Consider the following 21,859-nt stretch of genomic DNA (forward strand, 5'->3'; position numbering starts at 1 on the left):
GGTGGTCCTCTCCGGGGCCCAGTTGAACCCCGCTAAAAAGAAGGATCGTTCGTTTTGGTCTCGCGAACACCGTCTCGCCGTCCGTGCGCCTTGTCAAGAAGGAATGTTCGTTTTACGTTGGGCGCCATGGCTCGCGTATCCCAGGCACACCTCGACGCCAGACGTCGGCAGATCCTCGACGGCGCGGCTGTCTGCTTCGCTCGCAACGGCTTCCACGCCACGTCCATGCATGACGTCCTGAAGGAGGTCGACCTCTCGGCCGGGGCCGTGTACCGCTACTTCAGCGGCAAGGAGCAGCTCATCGCCGCGATCGTCGAGGAGGTGCTCGGCCAGGTCCACGAGGGTTTCGAGGAGGCGGCCCGCAGCAGCCCGCCCCCGCCTCCGGACCTCCTGGTGGCGTCCGTGCTCAGCCGCGTCCTCGCCACCAAGGAGTCCGTGACCGTCGACGGGCGTCCGGCGTTCCCGCGGCTGGTCGTCCAGGTGTGGACCGAGACGCTCCGCAACGAGGAGCTCGCGGCCCTCCTGCGCGAGGGCTACGGCGCCGTGCGCGAGACCTGGTCGCGGATCGTCGGGGCGTACCAGGACGCCGGGACGATGCGGTCGGACGTACCCCCGGAGCACGTGGCCCGCACGATGATGGCGGCCGCGATGGGCTTCCTCGCCCAGCAGGCCCTGTTGGGGCCGACGCCCGCCGAGGTCCTCGGCGACGGCCTGCGGGCGCTGATGAGCGTGCGGGACGAAGTCGGCACGCGTTGATGGATCACAGCTCGGTTAACACCCCTGAAACCGGATCCAACTAGCCTGCGGATCCACGCCACCAGGGACTTTGCCCCGGGGCTGAGGCAACCGGGCCCCGCACGGTCCGGAGCGAGGACTGTGAGGTGGGACGTGCAACTGACCCCGCACGAGCAAGAGAGGCTGCTCATCCACGTGGCGGCCGACGTGGCCGAGAAGCGCCGGGCCCGCGGGCTCAGGCTCAACCACCCCGAGGCGGTCGCCCTCATCACGTCCCACATCCTCGAAGGCGCGCGTGACGGCCGTACCGTCGCCGAACTCATGTCCTCCGGGCGGAAGTTGCTGACCCGTGACGACGTCATGGAGGGCATCCCCGAGATGATCCACGACGTCCAGGTCGAGGCGACCTTCCCGGACGGCACCAAGCTCGTCACCGTCCACGACCCGATCGTCTGAGGGGGCTTGATGATTCCCGGAGAGCTCCTCTTCGCCGACGGGCCGATTGCCTGCAACGAGGGTCGTGAGGTCACCCGGCTGACCGTCCTCAACGCCGCCGACCGGCCCGTCCAGGTCGGCTCCCACTACCACTTCGCCGAGACCAACCCCGGCCTGGAGTTCGACCGCGCGGCGGCCCGTGGCAAGCGGCTGAACGTCGCCGCCGGCACCGCCGTGCGCTTCGAGCCCGGTGTCCCGGTCGACGTGGAACTCGTCCCGCTCGCCGGCGCCCGCGTGGTGCCGGGGCTGCGCGGGGAGACCGGAGGTGCCCTCGATGCCTGAGATCTCTCGTGCCGCCTACGCCGACCTGTTCGGCCCCACCACCGGCGACCGCATCCGGCTCGCCGACACCGATCTGCTGATCGAGATCGAGGAGGATCGTTCCGGCGGCCCCGGGCTCGCCGGTGACGAGGCCGTGTTCGGCGGCGGCAAGGTCATCCGCGAGTCGATGGGCCAGTCGCGCGCTACGCGCGCAGACGGCACCCCGGACACCGTCATCACCGGCGCGGTCGTCGTCGACCACTGGGGCGTCGTCAAGGCCGACATCGGCATCCGCGACGGCCGGATCACCGGCATCGGCAAGGCGGGCAACCCCGACACCATGGACGGGGTCCACCCGGACCTCGTCATCGGCCCCGAGACCGAGATCATCGCGGGCAACGGGCGGATCCTGACCGCCGGCGCGGTCGACGCGCACGTCCACTTCATCTGTCCGCAGATCGCCGACGAGGCGCTGGCGTCCGGCGTGACCACCCTGGTGGGCGGCGGCACAGGCCCCGCCGAGGGCTCCAAGGCCACCACCGTCACCCCCGGCCCCTGGCATCTCGCCCGGATGCTGGAGGCGATGGAGCAGTACCCGCTCAACATCGGCTTCCTCGGCAAGGGCAACACCGTCTCCCACGAGGCGATGCTCTCGCAGATCCGCGGGGGCGCGCTCGGCCTCAAGCTGCACGAGGACTGGGGCTCGACCCCGGCCGTCATCGACGCCTCGCTGACCGTCGCCGAGCGCACCGGCATCCAGGTCGCCATCCACACGGACACCCTCAACGAGGCCGGCTTCGTCGGCGACACGCTGGCCGCGATCGCCGGCCGGGGCATACACGCCTACCACACCGAGGGTGCGGGCGGCGGGCACGCGCCGGACATCATGACCGTGGTCTCCCAGCCGCACGTGCTGCCGAGCTCGACCAACCCGACCCGGCCCTTCACCGTCAACACCGCCGAGGAACACCTCGACATGCTGATGGTGTGCCACCACCTCAACGCGGCGGTGCCCGAGGACCTCGCCTTCGCCGAGTCCCGCATCCGCCCCACCACCATCGGCGCCGAGGACATCCTGCACGACCTGGGCGCCATCTCGATCATCTCGTCCGACGCCCAGGCCATGGGACGCGTCGGCGAGGTCATCATGCGGACCTGGCAGACCGCGCACGTCATGAAGCGCCGCCGGGGCGCGCTGCCGGGCGACGGGCAGGCGGACAACCACCGGGTGCGGCGCTATGTCGCCAAGTACACGATCAACCCCGCCGTCGCCCAGGGACTCGCGCACGAGGTGGGGTCGGTGGAGACGGGCAAGCTGGCCGACCTGGTGCTGTGGGAGCCCGCGTTCTTCGGGGTCAAGCCGCACCTCGTGATCAAGGGCGGCCAGATCGCCTACGCGCAGATGGGCGACGCGAACGCGTCCATCCCGACCCCGCAGCCGATCCTTCCCCGGCCGATGTACGGGGCGATCGGGCGGGCCCCCGCCTCGAACTCCTTCAACTTCGTGGCGCCCCTTGCCATCGAGGACGGACTGCCGGAGCGGCTCCAGCTCGGCAAGCGGTTCGTGGCCACCGAGTCGACGCGCGGGGTCACCAAGGCCGGCATGCGGGAGAACGACGCGCGGCCCGACGTACGCGTGGACCCCGACAGCTTCGCCGTGCACATCGACGGGGAGCTGGTGGAGGCCACACCGGCGGCCGAACTGCCCATGGCTCAGCGTTACTTCCTCTTCTGATGTCCAGGGCCGCACTTCTGGTCCTGGCCGACGGCCGGTTCCCCGCCGGAGGGCACGCGCACTCCGGCGGGGCCGAGGCGGCCGTCAAGGCGGGGCGGATCACCGGGGCAGAGGGTCTGGAGTCCTTCTGCCGGGGACGGCTGCACACGACCGGGCTGGTCTCGGCGGCGCTCGCCGCGGCGGCCGTACTCGGTGCCGACCCACGGCAGTTGGACGAGGCAGCGGACGCCCGTACCCCCTCTCCCGCGCTGCGGGCTGCTGGGCGAAAACTGGGCCGCCAGCTGATGCGGGCGGCCCGGGCGACCTGGCCGTCGTACGAACTCGACGCGGTGGCACGGGAGTTCCCGAAAGGGGCGCACCAGCCCGTGGTACTGGGGCTGGCGGCCCGGGCGGCGGGCCTGGAGCCCCTGGACGCGGCCTACTGCGCGGCGTACGAGAGCGTGAGCGGCCCGGCGAGTGCGACGGTCCGCCTGCTGAGCCTCGACCCCTTCGATGCGACGGGTGCACTGGCGCGACTGGCACCGGAGTTGGACCGCGTCGCGGACCAGGCGGTGGAGGCGGCGCGGAGGGTGGTCGACGAGGGGACCGACGCGCTGCCCGCGGCTTCGGCGCCCTTGCTGGAGATCGCCGCCGAGCTGCACGCGGCTTGGCCAGTACGCCTGTTCGCATCCTAGGACGCTCAGTCGACCCACTGCTTTTAAGGGGCGCGGGGAACTGCGCGACCAGCCCCCACGCACCCGCACCCGACCACGACCCCCCAGGAGCCGCACATGCACCTCGACCACTCCCACGACGGACCCACCGCACTGAGCGCCGACGCGCACCGACCCGACGGCACCCGCAGAGCCCTCCGCATCGGCCTCGGCGGCCCCGTCGGCTCCGGCAAGACCGCCACCGTCGCCGCCCTCTGCCGGGCCCTGCGCGACGAGCTGTCCCTCGCCGTCGTCACCAACGACATCTACACCCGCGAGGACGCCGAGTTCCTGCTCAGGGAAGCCGTGCTGCCGCCCGAGCGGATCACCGCGGTGGAGACCGGCGCCTGCCCGCACACCGCGATCCGGGACGACATCTCCGCCAACCTGGAAGCCGTCGAGGACCTGGAGGACGAGGTCGGCCCCCTGGACCTCATCCTCGTGGAGAGCGGCGGCGACAACCTCACCGCCACCTTCTCCAAGGGCCTGGTCGACGCCCAGATCTTCGTCATCGACGTGGCCGGCGGAGACGACATCCCGAGGAAGGGCGGCCCCGGCGTCACCACCGCCGACCTGCTCATCGTCAACAAGACCGACCTGGCCCCGTACGTCGGCTCCGACCTCGCGCGGATGGCCGCCGACGCCAAGGCCCAGCGCGCCGAACTCCCCGTCGTCTTCCAGTCCCTGCGCAGCGAGGCAGGCGTGACGGCCGTGGCCGACTGGGTGCGGGCGCGGCTCGCCGCGTGGACGGCGTGACCGCGGCCGTGGCCGGGGTGCGGGCCACCGCCCGGATGGTCGCGCGCGACGATGGGCGCGGCGGCACGGCCCTGCCCGTGCTGGAGAGCGACGGGCCGCTGGCGCTGCGGCGGACCCGGGGGAGCGGCGCGGAGCCGCGGGTCATGCTCGTCGGCGCGATGAGCGGACCTCTCGGCGGCGACCACTTCACCGTGGCGGCCGACGTCCGGGAGGGCGCCCGGCTGCGCGTCGGATCGGCCGCCGCCACCATCGCCCTGCCGGGGCAGACCAAGGGCGAGGCCCGTTACGACGTACGGCTCACCGTCGCTGACGGGGGCGAACTGCACTGGCTGCCCGAGCAGTTGATCTGCGCGGGCGGCAGCGACCTGTACGTCGGCACGCGGATCGACCTCGGCGCGACGGCCCGGTTCGTGCTGCGGGAGGAGCAGGTCCTCGGGCGGGTGGGGGAGGAGCCCGGGCGGCTCACCAGCCGGCTCGTGCTGCGGGTCGCGGGACGGACCGTGCTCGACCAGGAGCTGGCCTGCGGACCCGGGGCGCCGGGCGGCTGGGACGGCCCGGCCGTGCTCGCGGGTCACCGGGCGGTCGGCCAGCTCCTCGTCGTACGGCCGGAGTTCGCCGACGAGCCGGTGTCGGCGCGGGTGCTCGGCGAGGGTGCCGCCGTCATGCCCCTCGCCGGACCCGCCGCGCTCGTCACCGCCGTGGCCCCGGACGCCCTGTTGCTGCGCCGGCTGCTGGACGCCGCGCTGGCGGCACTCGTCCCGTAGTCCGCCGAGCGAACAGGTTCTTCCGTTTATCGGATTGGCAAAGAAGCCCAACAAACCCTGTTCACAGGGACTTCACAACCACGAGGATCCCCGTACGAATCGAATCGACGTACGGGGAGGGATCCCTCTTGAGGGAGACGAGACCGAAGTGGCGCACCACGGCACTCGGTTCGGCCGGCGTGCTCATCACGGCCACACTCATATCGGGTGCCGTCGCGGCACCCGCGTCCGGCGCCAACACGTTCGACAGGACGGCCCGGCACGGACAGGACCGTGAGACGGCCGGCGCCGCGATCGCCGCCGCCCGCGCCGCGAAGGCCGGTATCGACTGGGCGGACTGTCCCGCGGACTGGGGGATCGCGAAGCCGGTCCAGTGCGGCTGGGTCAGCGTGCCGCTGGACTACGCGAAGCCGCACGGCAAGCAGATCAAGCTCGCCGTCGACCACATCGGCAACACCGGCACCACGGCGGAGCGCCAGGGCGCCCTCGTCTACAACCCGGGCGGTCCCGGCGGCTCGGGCATGCGCTTCCCGCTCCGCGTCGTCAACAAGAGCCCGATCTGGGCCAACGTGGCCAAGGCCTACGACTTCGTGGGCTTCGACCCGCGCGGTGTCGGGCACTCCGCGCCCATCTCCTGTGTGGACCCGCAGGAGTTCGTGAAGGCGCCCAAGATGGACCCGGTGCCGGACAGCGAGGCCGACAAGCGCGCCCAGCGCAAGCTGGCCCGTGAGTACGCCGAGGGCTGCGCCGAGCGCACCGGCAAGGCGATGCTCCAGCAGATGACCACGCCCAACACCGTGCGCGACCTGGACGTCATCCGTGCCGCGCTCGGCGAGAAGAAGCTCAACTACCTGGGCGTCTCCTACGGCACCTACATCGGCGCCGTCTACGGCACGATGTACCCCGGCCACGTGCGCCGCATGGTCGTCGACAGCGTGGTCAACCCGTCCAAGGAGAAGATCTGGTACGAGGCCAACCTCGACCAGGACATCGCCTTCGAGGGCCGCTGGAAGGACTGGGAGGACTGGGTCGCCGCCAACGACGCCGCCTTCCACCTCGGCACCACCCGGGCCGCGGTCGAGGCGAAGTGGCTCGAACTGCGGGCCACCGCCAAGAAGAACCCCATCGGCGGGGTCGTCGGCCCGGCCGAGCTGATCGGCTTCTTCCAGAGCGCCCCGTACTACGACTCCTCGTGGGTGCCGGTCGCGACGGTGTTCGGCAAGTACTTCGCCGGTGACACCCAGGCGCTGGTCGACGCGGCCGCCCCGGACCCCACGGACACCGCGGGCAACATCTCCTCGGAGAACGGCAACGCCGTCTACACGGCCGTCGAGTGCACCGACGCCAAGTGGCCCACCAGCTGGAAGAAGTGGGACCGCGACAACACCGCGCTCCACACGAAGTACCCGTTCATGACCTGGGCCAACGCCTGGCTGAACCTGCCCTGCGCCACCTGGCCGGTCAAGCAGCAGACCCCGGTGACCGTCAGGACCGGCAAGGGTCTGCCCGGCGTGCTGATCGTGCAGTCCGAGCGTGACGCGGCCACCCCGTACGACGGCGGCGTCGAACTGCACAAGCGCTTCAAGGGCTCCCGCCTCATCACCGAGAAGGACGCGGGCTCCCACGGTGTGACCGGCCTGGTCAACCCGTGCATCAACCCGCGGGTGGACGCCTACCTGCTCAGCGGCGAGCTGGACAAGGCCGACGTGACCTGCACCCCGCACGCCACGCCGAAGCCGTAGCACGTACGACGGGATGAGGCGGCCGGAGCCACCGGCCGCCTCTTCTCATGCGCCGAGCGACTCCAGATACGCGTCCTCCGCCGCGTAGTCGAAGAGGTCGCCGTAGGTCTGGAACATCCTCGGGTACGCCTCCCGCCAGTCCCGTCCGGCCAGGTGGCCCTCGATCCAGGCGACCGTCTCCGCCAGCCGGTCCGCGTACCGCACCACCGCCCGGTAGCCCAACTCCCGTTCGGCGGCGGACATGTCGCAGACGACCGGCACGGGCGTCGACCACGGGGTGTCGCCCACGGTCGGCGACGGCGGCGGCCCGTCCAGCAGGACCGTCTCCGTCTCCACGCCCATCACGGCGTCGATCGCGCCGGCGATCTCCGCCACCGTCGGGGCCTGCGGATCCACGGCGTTCAGGGCCCGGGTGCCCGGCCGCGCGGACGCGAGCCGGATCAGCTCGGCGATGTTGTGGACGCTCGCGGAATGGAAACGGCTCTGACCGCCGAAGGGGAGAATCCGCCGGGTCCGGCCGTCCAGGTTGCGCTTGACGAAGTAGAGCTCGCGAGGCGTCCGGCAGTGCGGTCCGTGGACCGCACCGGCCCGCAGCAGCGTGGCGGGCAACCGCTCCCCGGCCGCGAGGAGTTCACGCTCAAGCCCGGACTTGCGGGTGCTGTACGAGGTCTCGCCCGGAGTGACGGTCTGCTGCTCCTCGGTCAGGGGCGCCGGGTACTCCGGGAAGCCGTCCGGCTCGCCCTGGGTGTCGAAATTGCGGCCCTTGTCGTCCTCGTACACCGAGATGCTGGAGACCACCACGGCCGAGCCCACGCGGTCGGCCAGGGCCACCAACTGCCGTGCGTGCGCGGGCCCGTAGGCGACCAGGTCCACCAGGACCTCGCAGCCGTCGCCCACCGCGGCGGCCAGGGCGGCGTCGTCCTCCCGGTCGGCCCGCGCGGTACGCACCTGCGCGGGCCAGCTCTCGTCCCGTCCGCCGCCCCGGGAGAGGGCCGTCACCTCCCAGCCGTCCCCGGCGAGCGCCGTCACGGCCGCCCGCCCGATCTGTCCCGTCGCCCCGATCACCACAGCACGTCGTGTCATGCGGCGACGGTACGGCGCTCACCCCCGGTCCCTCCAGGGGGTTCTGCCGACAGCAGACCTCAACTCAGCGGCAGCCGCGGGAACTTCCGCTCCTTCGCCGCGGCGGCCTCCTCCGCTTTCACCACGGCCGCGTACTGGTCGACGTACTCCTGGTCGGACAGCTTCAGGATGGCGTACATGATCTCGTCGGTGATGGCCCGCAGGATCGCCTTCTCGTTCTCCATCCCGGCGTAGCGGGAGAAGTCCAGCGGCTTGCCGAAGCGGATCACCACGGGATGGATGTTGGGGATGACCTTGCCGGGCGGCTGTGCCTCGAAGGTGCCGATCATCGCGCAGGGGATGACCGGAACCTGCGCCCTGAGCGCCATCACGGCGACGCCGACCTTGCCCTTGTAGAGGCGGCCGTCGTGGGAGCGGGTGCCCTCCGGGTAGATGCCGAGCAGTTCGTCCTTGCGCAGCACGCCCAGGCCCTCGCGGATGGCGGCCTTGCCCGCCTCCTTGCCGGAGCGGTCGACCGGGATCTGCCCGGCGCTGCGGAAGAAGAAGGCGGTCAGCCGGCCCTTGATACCGGGCCCGGTGAAGTACTCGGCCTTCGCCAGGAAGGTGATGCGCCGCGTGAGCACCGCGGGCATCAGGAAATGGTCGGAGAACGAGAGGTGGTTGCCGGCGACGATGGCCGCACCCGACTCCGGGATGTGCTCCAGGCCCTCTATTCGAGGCCGGAAGACCAGTCTCAGCAACGGCCCCAACAGCACGTATTTGAGCAGGTAGTAGAACAAGAGGGGGCGCTCCTCGGTCGGGCGGACGGCTCAACTCCGCGTTCTGGCTGGTCAACCGGCGTGAGATGGGGCTGCCAGTGTAGGGGCAGGTGGCGGGCCCCGGAACAGGGCCGAGGACAGCTCTCACCGGACCTTGGCCTGTTCACAGCCGTACGATCACCAGCGCCGTGTCGTCCGTGGCGCCGCCGGGCGGGAGGAGCTCCAGGAGGACCGCGTCGGCGAGGGTCTCGGGGTCGTCCTCGCGGTGCCGGGCGAGGGACTCGGCGAGCCGGGTGAGCCCGGTGTCGATGTCCTCGCGGCGCCGCTCCACCAGGCCGTCGGTGTACAGGGCGAGGGTGGCGCCGCTGGTGAAGGTGGTCGCGGCCTGCGGCCGGCGGGTCGGGTGGGGACGGGCGTCGAGCGGCGGGTCGGTCGCCTTGTCCAGGCACTCCACCCGGCCGTCGCGGTGCACCAGCATCGGCGGCGGGTGCCCGGCGCTGCTGTAGGTGAGGGTGCCGTGGTCGAAGTCGATGAAGGTGGTGACCGCGGTGGCGGACTCGGCGCCGTCGACCACGTGGGCGTACCGGCCCAGCACGTCCAGGGCCTGTGCCGGGCCCTCGGCCACCCGGGAGGCGGCGCTCAGGGCGCTGCGCAGCTGGCCCATCACTCCGGCGGCCGCCAGACCGTGGCCCACCACGTCACCGACCGAGACGCCGACGCGGTGGCCGCCCACCAGGTCGACCAGGTCGTACCAGTCGCCGCACACGTGCAGCGCGCCGACCGCCGGACGGTAGCGCACGGCGGCCGTGTGGTGCAGCGTCTGCCGGTAGGTGGGCAGCATGGCCTCCTGGAGGGCCAGGGCGACCTGGCGGTCACGGGCGTGGGCCTGCCGCAACCGCTCGTTGACCTCCTGGAGTTCACGGGCGCGGGTGTACAGCTCGGCCTCCAGGACGCGGTCCCCGTCGCCGCTCGGGCCGCCGCGGGCGCGGATCAGCTCGGTGACCTCCTCGACCCGGTGCACGAGCAGCTCGACCTTGCCGTCCGCGCCGAGCACCGGGGCGTTGCAGGGGCTCCAGTAGCGCTCCTCCCATACTCCCGGCCGGTCCGGCACCTCGACGTCGTACCGCTGGAGGGCCATGGCGTCGCGCTCCCCGGTCTCCAGCACTCTGCGCAGGGAGGCGGCCAGATTGCGGGTGCCGGTCGACGCGGGGTCGTTCGGGTTGTCCGGGAAGACGTCGAAGAGATAGCGGCCCACGACCTCCTCCCGCCGGCGCCCGGCCGTGCGCAGGAACTCCTCGTTGACGTCCGCGTACACCAGCTCGGGCGTCAGCAGCGCGACCATGCCGGGCAGGGCCTGGAACACGGCCTCGTAGTCGGGGTCGGTGAAACTTTCGCTCATGGCTGCCGCCTCCCTGCCGGGATCGCCCTATTTTCCCACGCTATGTGAGGAGAGTGGAGGTCAGTCCGGCGGATCCGCGAGGGACTGCTCGGCCCAGATGATCTTTCCCTCGGGTACGAACCGGGTGCCCCAGCGCCGGGCGAACTGGGAGACCAGCAGCAGCCCCCGGCCGCCTTCGTCGGTGGTGCGCGGGTGGCGCAGATGGGGCGTGGTGTCCCCGCTGTCGAACACCTCGCAGATCAGGGACCGTTCTCGGATCAGCCGGAGCCGGATGGGGCCGACGGCGTGCCGGATGGCGTTGGTGACCAGCTCGCTGACGACCAGCTCCGTGGTGAAGGCGAACTCTTCCAGACCCCACTCCGTCAGCTGCCGGGACGCCGTCTTGCGGGCCTCGGCGACCCGGGCCGGGTCGACGGGCACGTCCCAGTCCGCGACCTGGTCGGGGCCCAGCAGCCGGGTGCGGGCCATGAGCAGGGCCACGTCGTCGTGCGGCCGGGCCGGGGCCAGGGCGTCGACGACGGCGCGGCAGCGCAGGTCGAGCGAGGCCGCGGACCTCTCCAGGGCCTCGCGCAGCCGGCTGCGCCCCGCGTCCACAGCCCACTCCTCGCCGCGGGCGAGCAGCCCGTCGGTGTGCAGCGCCAGGATGCTGCCCTCGGCCAGGGCCAGCTCGACCGACTCGAAGGGCGGACCGCCGACGCCGAGCGAGGGTCCCTGCGGAAGGTCCACGAAGGTGACCGTACCGTCGGGCATGATCACGGCGGGTGCGGGATGGCCGGCGGCGGCCATCGCGCACTGCCCGTCGACGGGGTCGTAGACGACGTACACGCATCCCGAGCCCCGGGCGCTGTCCGTGTCCTCAGGCTCCGGCCCCACGCCCTCCTCACGCGCCGTCCGGGCGACCAGGTCGTCCAGGTGACCCAGCACCTCCTCGGGCGGCAGATCCAGCGCCGCCAGCGTCCGTACGGCGGTCCGCAGCCGGCCCATCGCCGCGGCGGCCCGGATCCCGTGCCCGGGCACCTCGCCGACCACGAGGGCGACGCGGGCGCCGGAGAGCGGGATGAGGTCGTACCAGTCCCCGCCGAGGCCCGTCAGTTCGTCGGCGGGCCGGTAGCAGGCGGTCACCTCCACGGCGTCCTGCTCCGGCAGCCGGTGCGGGAGCAGACTGCGCTGGAGCACGAGCGCGGCCTCGCGTTCCCGGGTGTAGCGCCAGGCGTTGTCGACACACACGGCGGCCCTGGAGACCAGGTCCTCGGCGAGGTTCAGGTCGTCCTCGTCGAAGGGTTCCTGGCGGCGCCGGCGGAAGAAGGTGGCGACGCCGAGGGTCGCGCCCCGCGCCCGGATCGGCACGACCAGCGCGCTGTGCAGACCCAGCTCCAGGAACGTGGCCTGCCGTCCGCCGGGTATGTCGGTCGCCCACTCGGCGGCCAGCGGGTCGAGTCGCTCCTCCCGCAGGGGCACGCCCTCGGCCAGACACCGCAGCGGGGGCGAGCCGGGCCGGTAGGCGGCCTCCTCGCCGACCTCGACGAGGGCCTCGGGGACGCCCTCGTTCACCGACTGCTGCCCGGCCCGCAGCAGCGTCACCCGCGTGGTGGGCTCCGCTCCCCGCAGCACCGACTCCAGCAGGTCGACGGTGATGTAGTCGGCCAGCGCCGGTACGGCCACGTCGGCCAGCTCCTGCGCGGTGCGCCGGATGTCCAGGCTGCGCCCGATGTACTCGCCGGCCCGGTCGAGCAGGGCGAGGCGCTGCCGGGCACGGTGCCGCTCGGTGATGTCGACAACCGTGTAGTAGATGCCCATCGGATGGCCCCGGTCGTCGTCGAGCCGGGTGAACGACATGGTGTGCGCGGTCTCCCGGTGCGGGGCGGAGCGGAGCCGGCCGACGTGCTCGTACCCCACGACCGCCTCACCGGTCTCCAGCACGTGCCGCATCTGCGCCTCGATCGCGTCGGCGTCCAGACCCGGCTGGATCTCCGCGAAGCGCAGGCCCAGCCGGCGCTGGGCCGGGCCGCTGCCGAACTGTTCCAGCGCCGGGTTGGACCACACGCAGCGCAGGTCCGTGTCCACGATCGCTATGCCGATGGGGGAGCGGGTGACCATCTGTTCCAGCACCCGGCGGCTCATGTCCCAGCCGGGGGCCTGCGCCATCTCGGACAGCAGGACCAGCCAGCGGGCGGAGCCGTCGGAGTCGTCCGCCGCCGTGATCCGCGCCATCACCCGGACCGGCGGACCGCCCCTGCGCCGGGCGGTCAGCAGGCCCGCCCAGCCGCCGTCGGTACGGCAGCGCTGCGCGAGTTCGGGCAGGCGGTCGGCGTCCTCGGCGGTGAGCAGGGCGGCGGCCGCCATCCCCACGGCCTCCCGGGCGCCGTAGTCCAGCAGGCGCTCGGCGTCCCTGGTCCAGCCCCTGACGATCCCGTGGGCGTCCAGCAGCAGAGGCGCGGCATCGGCCACGTCGAACCGGTGCCGCGCGGTGTCGTGCTCCTGCTGAGCGCCCACGGACGACCTCTCTGTCGCTGAGAGTGGTCTATCACCTCTTCGTCACATCTTCACCCGGTGTGCGGGAGTGCGCGGCCGGAGGGGGCGGGGCGGGTCAGCGCCGCAGGACCTTTTCCAGTACTCCCAGCGCCGATGCCAGTTCCTCCGCCGTGATCGTCAGCGGCGGAGCCAGGCGGATCGTGGAGCCGTGGGTGTCCTTGACCAGGATGCCCTCGTGCATCAGCAGCTTGCTGATCTCGCGGCCCGTGCCGATCGCCGGGTCGATGTCCACGCCCGCCCACAGGCCCCGCGCGCGGAAGCCGACCACGCCCCTGCCGACCAGGCCCGTCAGGCCGTCCCGCAGGACCGTGCCCAGCTCGGCCGCCCGGCGCTGGAACTCGCCCGTCTCCAGGAGTTCGACCACCGCCGTGCCCACCGCCGCCGCCAGCGGGTTGCCGCCGAAGGTCGAGCCGTGTTCGCCCGGGCGCAGCACACCGAGGACGTCCCGGCGGGCGACCACCGCGGAGACCGGGACGATGCCGCCGCCCAGGGCCTTGCCCAGCAGCAGGACGTCCGGAACGACCCCCTCGTGCTCGACGGCGAGGGTACGGCCCGTGCGGCCGAGGCCCGACTGGATCTCGTCCGCGACGAACAGGCAGCCCTTGCGGCGGGTGAGCTCGCGGACGCCGGTCAGATAGCCCTCGTCCGGGATGACGACCCCGGCCTCGCCCTGGATGGGTTCGAGGAGCACCGCGGCCGTCGTCTCGTCGACCGCCGCTTCCAGCGCCGCCAGGTCGTTGTACGGCACGATCCGGAAGCCCGGGGTGAAGGGGCCGAAGCCCGCCCTGGCCGTCTCGTCCGTGGAGAACGACACGATCGTCGTCGTACGGCCGTGGAAGTTCTCCGCCGCCACCACGATCGTGGCCCGGTCGGCCGGGACGCCCTTGACGTCGTACGCCCACTTGCGGGCCACCTTGATGCCGCTCTCCACGGCCTCCGCGCCGGTGTTCATCGGCAGCACCATGTCCAGGCCGGTCAGCTCGGCCAGGCGCTCCGCGAACTCGGCGAGCCGGTCGTTGTGGAAGGCGCGGGAGGTCAGCGTCAGCCGGTCCAGCTGCCGGTGGGCCGCCTCGATCAGCGCCGGATGGCGGTGACCGAAGTTGAGGGCCGAGTACCCGGCCAGCATGTCCAGGTAGCGGCGGCCCTCCACGTCCTCCACCCAGGTGCCCTCGGCACGGGCGACGACCACGGGCAGCGGATGGTAGTTGTGCGCGAGGACCGGTTCCTCGGCGCTGATGAGATCGGCGGAGGAACGCGTACCTACGGGTGCGGTCATGAGCGGATCTCCTGGGTGCAGCACTTGATGCCGCCGCCGGCCTTGTGGAACTCGGAGAGGTCGACGGGGACGGGGACATAGCCGTGGGCGTCGAGGCGCAGGGCGAGGGCCTCGGCCTGCGGGGCGATGAAGACGTGCCGGCCGTCGGACACGGAGTTCAGACCGAACGCCATCGCGTCGTCGCGGGTCGCGAGCACCGCGTCCGGGTACAGCTGGGCGAGTACCGCGCGGCTGCCCGGCGAAAAGGCCTCGGGGTAATAGGCGATGTTGTCGTCGTCCAGGACGAAGAGCGCGGTGTCCAGGTGGTAGAAGTGCGGGTCCACCAGCGTCAGGCTGACCACCGGGTGGCCGAAGAACTCCTGCACCTCGCGGTGCGCCTCGCGGGTCGTGCGGAACCCGGTGCCGGCGAGCACGTACCGGCCCGTCCAGACGAGGTCGCCCTCGCCCTCGCAGACCGACCCGGGGCGCTGGACCTCGTAGCCGGCCTTCTTGAACCACAGGTCGTAGTGCGTGGACTCGGGGCGCCGCTGCGGGGCGTGGAACAGGGAGCCGAAGACGCGGCCGCCGACGACGACCGCCGAGTTCGCGGCGAAGACCATGTCCGGGAGACCGGGCACCGGCTCCACGGCGTCGACGCTGTGACCGTGGGCCTCGTAGGCGCGGATCAGTGTCCGCCACTGCTCCTGCGCCAGGTCCACGTCGACATGGGTGTCGGGATGCATCCAGGGATTGATCGCGTACTGCACGGCGAAGTGTCTGGGTTCGCAGACGAGGAAACGCCGTCGGAGCGGCACACGGGAGTCGGACACAGAGGGGTTCCTCCGCTTCCTGCGGTGTCTACTGAGGGTTGACACCACGGTAGAAAACGGGCGGCAGGCTCGACAAGCAACAAGAATTGCGTGTCTGTGCAGGAATGCTGCGTGTTCCTTCGGTGAAACGCACGGTTGGTGCGTTTAACGGCTACGCCTCCGGCGCAGGCTGGCTCGCCCCCGCCTCGGGGCTTTCCGGGATGAGGTGGGACAGCACCATCACGCTGATCGTCTTCCGGATGAACGGCTCCACGCGGATGCGCTCCAGCACCTCCTCGAAGTGCTCCACGTCCCGCGCCCGCACGTGCAGCAGCGCGTCCGCGCCGCCGGTCACCGTCATCGCCGCGGTGATCTCCGGATGGTTGCGGACCACCTCCGCGAGCCGCCGCGGCGGGGCCGCGCCCTCGCAGTACACCTCGACGTACGCCTCCGTGCGCCAGCCCAGCGCCGACGGCTGGACCGTGGCCGTGAACCCGGTGATCACCCCCGGTCTCCCGCAGCCGGTCCACCCGCCGCTTCACCGCCGTGGAGGACAGCCCGATCGCCGAACCGATCTCCGCGAAGGAGGTCCTGGCGTTCGCCATCAGAGCGGTGATGATCTTCCGGTCGAGCTCGTCGAACGCGGCGGTCCTGCTGTTCATGTCGGCACTGTATCCAGCGGAGGCGTCCGCATCTCGGCACGTGTCCAGTCGTACGAATTACTCCTAGACTCCGGGGTCATGCTGCGCGCCCTGGCTGTCGACGACGAACGCCCCTCGCTGGAGGAACTGCTCTACCTTCTCAACGCCGACCCCCGGATCGGCAGCGTGGAGGGGGCCGGTGACGCGACCGAGGCGCTGCGCCGCATCAACCGCGCGCTGGAGTCCGGGCCGAACGGGCCCGAGGCCATCGACGTCGTCTTCCTGGACATCAACATGCCGGGCCTCGACGGCCTCGACCTCGCCCGGCTGCTGACCGGCTTCGCCAAGCCGCCGCTGGTCGTGTTCGTCACCGCCCACGAGGACTTCGCCGTCCAGGCCTTCGACCTCAAGGCCGTCGACTACGTCCTCAAACCGGTCCGCAAGGAGCGCCTCGCGGAAGCCGTCCGACGGGCCGCCGAGCGCCTCGGCGCCGCGCCCCGCATCCCCGTGCACGAACCCGACCCCGACCACATACCCGTCGAACTCGGCGGGGTGACCCGGTTCGTCGCCGTCGACGACATCACCCACGTCGAGGCCCAGGGCGACTACGCCCGGCTGCACACCGACCGGGGCAGCCACCTCGTCCGGATCCCGCTGTCCACGCTGGAGGAACGCTGGCGCTCGCGCGGCTTCGTCCGCATCCACCGCCGCCATCTCGTCGCCCTGCGCCACGTCGGCGAACTCCGCCTCGACGCGGGCACGGTGAGCGTCCTCGTCGGCGGCGAGGAGCTCCAGGTCAGCCGCCGCCACACCCGCGAACTGCGGGACCTGCTGATGAGGAGGCCCTGACCGTGCCCGGCCAGGACCCCGGGGAGCGCCGGGTCGTCGTCACCGGCCCGCCCCGCCGCGGCCGCCCCGCCTCCGGCTACTACCGGCCGCGCACCGAGATCGACGAACAGACCACCCTCGGCCACACCTACGTCCGCTCATTGATGCGCACCCAACTGCGCGCCGCCCTCGCGGTGTTCGCCTTCCTCGGACTGCTCATCGGCCCGCTCCCGCTGCTCTTCGCGGCCATGCCGGACGCCCACCGCCTCGAATGGGGCGTCCTCGGCTTCGGCCTCTACGTCCCGATGGTCCTGCTGGCCCGCTGGTACGTGCGCCGCGCCGAGCGCAACGAACGGGACTTCGTGCGGCTGGTCGAGGACCGATGAACTCCAGCTATTCCGTCCCCGCCGTCGCGCTGGTCGTGGTCGCCACCGTCCTCGTCGGCGCCTTCGGCCTGCGCATCTCCCGCACCACCTCCGACTTCTACGTCGCCTCCCGCACCGTCGGCCCCCGCCTCAACGCGGCCGCCATCAGCGGCGAGTACCTCTCCGCCGCGTCCTTCCTGGGCATCGCCGGACTGGTCCTCGTCCAGGGCCCCGACATGCTCTGGTACCCGGTCGGCTACACGGCCGGCTACCTCGTCCTGCTCCTGTTCGTCGCCGCCCCGCTGCGCCGCTCCGGCGCCTACACCCTCCCCGACTTCGCCGAGGCCCGGCTCGCGTCGCAGGCCGTCAGGCGGCTCGCGGGCGCCTTCGTCGTCGGCGTCGGCTGGCTCTACCTGCTGCCCCAACTCCAAGGAGCCGGGCTTACGTTGACCGTTCTGACCGGAGCGCCCCAGTGGCTCGGCGGAGTCATCGTCGCCGCCGTCGTGGTCGCCACGGTCGCCGCGGGCGGCATGCGCAGCATCACCTTCGTGCAGGCCTTCCAGTACTGGCTCAAGCTCACCGCGCTGCTCGTCCCCGCCCTCTTCCTCATCCTCGCCTGGCAGGGCGACGGCGCCCCCAGCCAAGCCTTCGAGGAACCGGCGGCCTTCCGCGAACAGCGGGTGGTCCGCCTCGACTCCACCCTCGACCTCAAGCTGGAGAGCCCTCTGACGGTCACCGTCACCGGCACGGTCGACGGCCGCCCGCACGACGACCAGAGGCTCCGACTCGCCACCGGCACGCACCACATCGAACGCGGCACCCGCCTCACCTTCGCCAAGGGCACCACGGTCCCCACCGCCGACCGCGGCACCAGCGACGGCATGTCGACCTCGCTGGCCGCGGGCCGCGAGGACCGGCCCCTGTACGCCACGTACGGACTGATCCTCGCCACCTTCCTCGGCACCATGGGCCTGCCGCACGTCGTCGTCCGCTTCTACACCAGCCCGCACGGCGTCGCCGCCCGCCGCACCACGGTCGCCGTCCTCGGCCTGATCGGCTGCTTCTACCTCCTGCCCCCGGTCTACGGCGCCCTCGGCCGCCTGTACGCCCCCGAACTCACCCTCACCGGCGACGCCGACGCCGCCGTCCTGCTGCTCCCCGAGCGCATGATCGGCGGCCTCGGCGGCGACCTGCTGGGCGCGCTGGTGGCGGGCGGTGCCTTCGCCGCGTTCCTGTCCACGGCCTCCGGGCTCACCATGGCCGTGGCGGGCGTGCTCACCCAGGACGTCCTGCCCGCGCGCGGCGTACGGCACTTCCGACTCGGCACCGTCCTCGCGATGTGCGCCCCGCTCGCCGCGAGCGTCCTGGTCGGCGGACTGCCCGTCGCCGACGCGGTCGGGCTCGCCTTCGCCGTCTCCGCCTCCTCGTTCTGTCCGCTGCTGGTGCTCGGCATCTGGTGGCGGCGGCTGACCCCGCCCGGCGCGGCGGCGGGCATGCTGGTCGGCGGCGGCTCCGCCTTCCTCGCCGTGGCCGCGACGATGGCCGGTTTCCCGGCCGGCGGCCCGCTGCACGCCCTGCTCGCCTGGCCCGCGCTCTGGTCGGTGCCGCTCGGCTTCCTCACCATGGTGCTGGTGTCCCTGGCCACCGCGAGCCGGGTACCGGCGGGCACGGCGGCCATCCTGGCCCGCTTCCACCTGCCGGAGGAACTGCGGGCGGAGATCACGTCATGAGGCGGGTGAGGGCATGAGCGGATTCCTGGCCGGGCTGTGCGTGGCGATCCTCCCGCTGCTCGCCGCGGGCTTCTGGCTGGGCCGGCGCACGGCTCACCCGCAGACCCTGGGCGGCCTCGGCACCCCCGTCGAGCACGCCACCTTCGAGACCCTGCACACCGCCTCCCTGGCCGCGCCCCCGCTGCGGGCCGGGCTGACGGAGGAGACCGCCCGCAAGTCGGCGCGCAGACTGCGCTCCCTGCTGGGCACGGACGCGCTGTGCCTCACCGACCAGAAGCAGGTCCTGGTCTGGGACGGCGTGGGCAGCCACCACCGCACCGAGATCATGGAACGCCTCGCGGGTCCGTTGGAGACCGGCCGCGGCGAGGCCTTCCCGCTGACCTGCGACGCCCCGGACTGCCCGGTGCGCTGGGCGGTCGTCACCCCGCTCACCGTCGACGACCGCGTCCACGGCGCCCTGGTCGCCTGCGCGCCCCGCGAGTCGGCCGTCCTGGTCCGCGCGGCCGGCGAGGTCGCCCGCTGGGTGAGCGTCCAACTGGAGTTGGCGGACCTGGACCAGTCCCGCACCCGGCTGATCGAGGCCGAGATCAAGGCACTTAGGGCCCAGATCTCCCCGCACTTCATCTTCAACTCGCTCGCGGTGATCGCCTCGTTCGTCCGCACCGACCCCGAGCGGGCCCGCGAACTGCTCCTCGAATTCGCCGACTTCACCCGCTACTCGTTCCGCAGGCACGGCGACTTCACCACCCTCGCCGACGAACTCCACGCCATTGACCACTACTTGGCGCTCGTCAGGGCACGCTTCGGCGACCGCCTCGCCGTCACCCTCCAGATCGCCCCGGAGGTACTGCCCGTCACCCTGCCGTTCCTGTGCCTTCAGCCCCTGGTCGAGAACGCCATCAAGCACGGTCTGGAGGGCAAGACCGAGAAGTGCCACCTCCAGATCACCGCCCAGGACGCCGGCGCCGAGGCCCTGGTCGTCATCGAGGACGACGGCGCAGGCATGGACCCGGTCCTGCTCCGCCGTATCCTCGCGGGCGAGGTCAGCCCCTCGGGCGGCATCGGCCTGTCCAACGTCGACGACCGGCTCCGCCAGGTGTACGGGGACTCCTACGGCCTCGTCATCGAGACCGCCGTCGGCGCGGGCATGAAGATCACCGCCCGGCTGCCCAAGTACCAGCCGGGCGTGCACTCGGCGGGCCGTCTCACGGACGGCTGAAGGTCAGGTGCTGCGGGTGGCCACCATGCCGAGAGTGATCAGACCCAGCACGACCCAGCCGAACCACAGCCAGCCGTTGCTGCCGAGCGCCACCGTGTAGGCGGTCACCGCGACGAGGGCGCCGACGGTGAGCACCCCCATCGTCCGGGTCGAGCCATCCGTGGAACCGCTACCGGGCATCGCAACACCCTCCTCAGGATTCGTCCCCCTCCATGGTGCCCCCGTTCTGCCTGCGCACGGTGCACACGACGAAATGTGTGCCGTTCTTCCAGGGCCCCGCACTGGTCCAGGAGCCCGCCGTGTACACCGACGGATCGAAGCCGTAGTCGCCCGGCGGCACGTCCCGTGCGCACGCTGTGTCCGACTCGGTCCGCGCCTCGGACAGCGTGACGTCGGGGGCCAGTCGGGTGAACGCGAGCACCTGCTCGTCGTAGGAGCCCGCGCAGGAGACCAGCCGGGCGTCCCGGTTGGTGCGCACGTCCAGGCAGTCCCGCCGCTGCATGGTCGCCGTGTCCGCGAACCCCGAGCCCATCCTGCGACGGCTGCCGATCGGCCCGTACAGCGGCCCGTTCCCGCCCAGCACCAGACACGCGGTACGCCGGCCTGCAGCCTCGAACCCGCTGTCGGTCGGTACGACGGCCTGGCTGCGGGCGTCCGCAAGCCGGGCCCGGGTCTCCCGCGTCCGCTCCTCGCACTCCACCACCCCCGTCCGCCGCGCCTCGTCCGCGGAGGCGGCCGGGGCGAACGCCGTCACCTGGCCGTCCGGGGCCGTGGCGCAGGTGGGGTCCAGCCGCAGCCGGGGCGTCCCCCGGAACCGCTGCGAGCCAGGCCAGTCGGCGATCACGCAGTCGTCGTCCCGCAGCGCGCGCGTGAGCCCGACCGTCTCGCCGTACGGCTGCCGCGCGCCCCGGGACCCGCCCCCGCCGTCCGACGACCGGTCGGCCATGGCGTACCACACACCGCCCAGGGCCAGCAGCAGCCCGAGACCGCAGGCGAGAACGGCCCGCAGGGCGTGCGAGCGCCCCCGCCGGTGGCCGCTCTGCGGGGGCAGCACCTCGGTGTGCGGCCGGTGCCCGTCAAGAGGCGGCGGCCCGGGCGGCGGCTGCACGGCCGCCCAGGGCGGCTGGGAACCGAGGTCGGTCTGCGTCCGGACGTACGGCTCGGCCTGCGGGGTCACGATCCGCGTCAGCGCGGCCTCCGCCTCCGCCGCCGACCACCGTTGCCCGGGGTCCTTGACGAGCAGCGCCCGCAGTACGGGACCCAGCGCACCGGCGCGCACGGCGGGCCGCGGCTCCTCCATGACCACCGCGGTCACCTCGGCGAGATGGGACTCCCGCTCGAAAGGACCCACGCCCTCCACCGCGTGGTACAGCGTGCAGCCCAGCGAGAACAGGTCGGCGGCCGGAGTGGGCGTGCCGCCCGTGGCCCGCTCCGGCGCCAGATAGCCCGCCGTGCCCACCAGCACCGACGCCAGCGTGTACCGGGTCTCGCCCGCATCGGGCCGCACGGAGATGCCGTAGTCGGTGAGCAGGACACGGCCGTACGGCGATCCCGCGCGGTCCGGCGCCAGCAGGATGTTCGCCGGCTTCACGTCCCGGTGCAGCACGCCCCGCTGGTGACCGGCGGTCAGCGCGTCGAGCACGGCCAGGCCGATGCGGGCGCACTCCGCCGGGGCGAGCGGTCCGTGCGAGGCGACCAGGTCGCGCAGGTCCACGGCGTCCGCGACGTACTCCATGACGATCCACGGCAGCCCCTCGTGCTCCAGCACGTCGTGCACCGTCACCACATGCGGGTGGCCGCGCAGCCCCGCCGCGTGCCGGGCCTCCGCGCGGGCCCGTGCCACCCGGGCCTCCCGCTCGTGGTCCGCCTCCACCGGATCACGGAACGCGATCTCCTTGAGCGCGACCTCACAGACGAGTCTCTGGTCGTGGGCGAGCCACACATGGCCCATGCCGCCGCTGCCGAGCGGGTTCAGCAGCAGATACCGGCCGGCGATGAGCCGGCCCACTCCCGACGTCGGTGATCCTGAAGGCATCCGGTGACTCCCCGGTTCTGCGGGA

At 72.3% G+C, this 21,859-nt stretch carries 20 protein-coding genes and 1 pseudogene; 12 read left to right on the top strand and 9 right to left on the bottom strand.

Annotated elements, in window-relative coordinates; all coding sequences use genetic code 11:
• Positions 1 to 126: 126 nt before the first annotated feature.
• The 8 genes from RKD20_RS37640 to RKD20_RS37675 all read left to right on the top strand — a co-directional run bounded on the left by RKD20_RS37640 (position 127) and on the right by RKD20_RS37675 (position 7,180).
• Positions 127 to 756: a TetR/AcrR family transcriptional regulator gene (locus RKD20_RS37640; RefSeq protein ID WP_424881595.1), complete on the top strand. Its 630-nt coding sequence runs from the start codon at positions 127 to 129 to the stop codon at positions 754 to 756.
• Positions 757 to 888: 132 nt separating this feature from the next.
• Complete coding sequence (locus RKD20_RS37645) at positions 889 to 1,191, top strand: urease subunit gamma (protein ID WP_028808600.1); 303 nt, start codon at positions 889 to 891, stop codon at positions 1,189 to 1,191.
• Positions 1,192 to 1,200: 9 nt separating this feature from the next.
• Positions 1,201 to 1,512, top strand: coding sequence for an urease subunit beta (locus RKD20_RS37650; protein WP_424881596.1), 312 nt, complete (start codon positions 1,201 to 1,203; stop codon positions 1,510 to 1,512).
• Positions 1,505 to 3,226, top strand: a complete 1,722-nt coding sequence (locus RKD20_RS37655; RefSeq protein WP_424881597.1) for an urease subunit alpha — start codon at positions 1,505 to 1,507, stop codon at positions 3,224 to 3,226. Before RKD20_RS37650 ends, RKD20_RS37655 begins: the two co-directional genes overlap by 8 nt.
• Positions 3,226 to 3,900 (top strand): urease accessory protein UreF, encoded by a 675-nt coding sequence (locus RKD20_RS37660; protein ID WP_424881598.1) that lies wholly within the window; start codon positions 3,226 to 3,228, stop codon positions 3,898 to 3,900. Before RKD20_RS37655 ends, RKD20_RS37660 begins: the two co-directional genes overlap by 1 nt.
• Before the next feature lie 96 nt (positions 3,901 to 3,996).
• The gene (gene ureG / locus RKD20_RS37665) at positions 3,997 to 4,674 is read left to right on the top strand and encodes an urease accessory protein UreG (RefSeq protein WP_424881599.1); all 678 of its coding nucleotides are present in this window, start codon (positions 3,997 to 3,999) and stop codon (positions 4,672 to 4,674) included.
• Positions 4,662 to 5,438 carry an urease accessory protein UreD gene (locus RKD20_RS37670; protein WP_424881600.1) on the top strand — a complete coding sequence of 259 codons (777 nt, stop codon included), beginning with the start codon at positions 4,662 to 4,664 and terminating at the stop codon, positions 5,436 to 5,438. The genes ureG and RKD20_RS37670 overlap by 13 nt, the downstream gene beginning before the upstream one ends.
• Positions 5,439 to 5,566: 128 nt before the next feature.
• Positions 5,567 to 7,180, top strand: coding sequence for an alpha/beta hydrolase (locus RKD20_RS37675; protein ID WP_424881601.1), 1,614 nt, complete (start codon positions 5,567 to 5,569; stop codon positions 7,178 to 7,180).
• 45 nt (positions 7,181 to 7,225) lie between these two features.
• On the opposite strand, the gene RKD20_RS37680 is transcribed toward RKD20_RS37675, so the two are convergent.
• From RKD20_RS37680 to RKD20_RS37710, 7 genes and pseudogenes are all read right to left on the bottom strand, one after another.
• The gene (locus tag RKD20_RS37680) at positions 7,226 to 8,248 is read right to left on the bottom strand and encodes an NAD-dependent epimerase/dehydratase family protein (RefSeq protein WP_424883411.1); all 1,023 of its coding nucleotides are present in this window, start codon (positions 8,246 to 8,248) and stop codon (positions 7,226 to 7,228) included.
• 74 nt (positions 8,249 to 8,322) lie between these two features.
• On the bottom strand, positions 8,323 to 9,042 hold the full coding sequence (locus RKD20_RS37685) for a lysophospholipid acyltransferase family protein (protein ID WP_424881602.1): 720 nt from the start codon (positions 9,040 to 9,042) through the stop codon (positions 8,323 to 8,325).
• Positions 9,043 to 9,184: 142 nt separating this feature from the next.
• The gene (locus RKD20_RS37690) at positions 9,185 to 10,420 is read right to left on the bottom strand and encodes a PP2C family protein-serine/threonine phosphatase (protein ID WP_424881603.1); all 1,236 of its coding nucleotides are present in this window, start codon (positions 10,418 to 10,420) and stop codon (positions 9,185 to 9,187) included.
• Positions 10,421 to 10,480: 60 nt separating this feature from the next.
• A complete protein-coding gene (locus tag RKD20_RS37695) occupies positions 10,481 to 12,913 on the bottom strand; it encodes a SpoIIE family protein phosphatase (RefSeq protein WP_424881604.1) in 2,433 nt (810 codons plus the stop codon).
• Between the two features lie 94 nt (positions 12,914 to 13,007).
• A complete protein-coding gene (gene rocD, locus RKD20_RS37700; protein WP_424881605.1) occupies positions 13,008 to 14,228 on the bottom strand; it encodes an ornithine--oxo-acid transaminase in 1,221 nt (406 codons plus the stop codon).
• Positions 14,225 to 15,037, bottom strand: coding sequence for a dimethylargininase (ddaH, locus tag RKD20_RS37705; protein ID WP_424881606.1), 813 nt, complete (start codon positions 15,035 to 15,037; stop codon positions 14,225 to 14,227). Before ddaH ends, rocD begins: the two co-directional genes overlap by 4 nt.
• Positions 15,038 to 15,188: 151 nt before the next feature.
• Positions 15,189 to 15,678, bottom strand: a pseudogene (locus tag RKD20_RS37710) (Lrp/AsnC family transcriptional regulator).
• 78 nt (positions 15,679 to 15,756) lie between these two features.
• Here RKD20_RS37710 and RKD20_RS37715 point away from each other — a divergent pair.
• From RKD20_RS37715 to RKD20_RS37730, 4 genes are read left to right on the top strand one after another with little or no spacing between them, the layout of a single operon-like run.
• Complete coding sequence (locus RKD20_RS37715; protein WP_424881607.1) at positions 15,757 to 16,506, top strand: LytR/AlgR family response regulator transcription factor; 750 nt, start codon at positions 15,757 to 15,759, stop codon at positions 16,504 to 16,506.
• A gap of 2 nt (positions 16,507 to 16,508) precedes the next feature.
• Positions 16,509 to 16,871, top strand: coding sequence for a hypothetical protein (locus RKD20_RS37720; protein WP_020123358.1), 363 nt, complete (start codon positions 16,509 to 16,511; stop codon positions 16,869 to 16,871).
• Positions 16,868 to 18,580: a cation acetate symporter gene (locus tag RKD20_RS37725; RefSeq protein ID WP_424881608.1), complete on the top strand. Its 1,713-nt coding sequence runs from the start codon at positions 16,868 to 16,870 to the stop codon at positions 18,578 to 18,580. The genes RKD20_RS37720 and RKD20_RS37725 overlap by 4 nt, the downstream gene beginning before the upstream one ends.
• 13 nt (positions 18,581 to 18,593) lie before the next feature.
• Entirely contained in the window at positions 18,594 to 19,799 is a 1,206-nt protein-coding gene (locus RKD20_RS37730) for a sensor histidine kinase (protein WP_424881609.1), read from the top strand.
• Positions 19,800 to 19,802: 3 nt separating this feature from the next.
• Here RKD20_RS37730 and RKD20_RS37735 read toward each other — a convergent pair whose 3' ends face one another.
• Positions 19,803 to 19,979 carry a hypothetical protein gene (locus tag RKD20_RS37735; RefSeq protein WP_020123355.1) on the bottom strand — a complete coding sequence of 59 codons (177 nt, stop codon included), beginning with the start codon at positions 19,977 to 19,979 and terminating at the stop codon, positions 19,803 to 19,805.
• Between the two features lie 13 nt (positions 19,980 to 19,992).
• Positions 19,993 to 21,834 carry a protein kinase domain-containing protein gene (locus RKD20_RS37740; RefSeq protein WP_424881610.1) on the bottom strand — a complete coding sequence of 614 codons (1,842 nt, stop codon included), beginning with the start codon at positions 21,832 to 21,834 and terminating at the stop codon, positions 19,993 to 19,995.
• Between the last annotated feature and the right edge of the window lie 25 nt (positions 21,835 to 21,859).

It is taken from the genome of Streptomyces sp. SLBN-8D4 (genome assembly GCF_049739545.1).
GTDB classification, from domain to species: Bacteria; Actinomycetota; Actinomycetes; order Streptomycetales; family Streptomycetaceae; genus Streptomyces; species Streptomyces canus_C.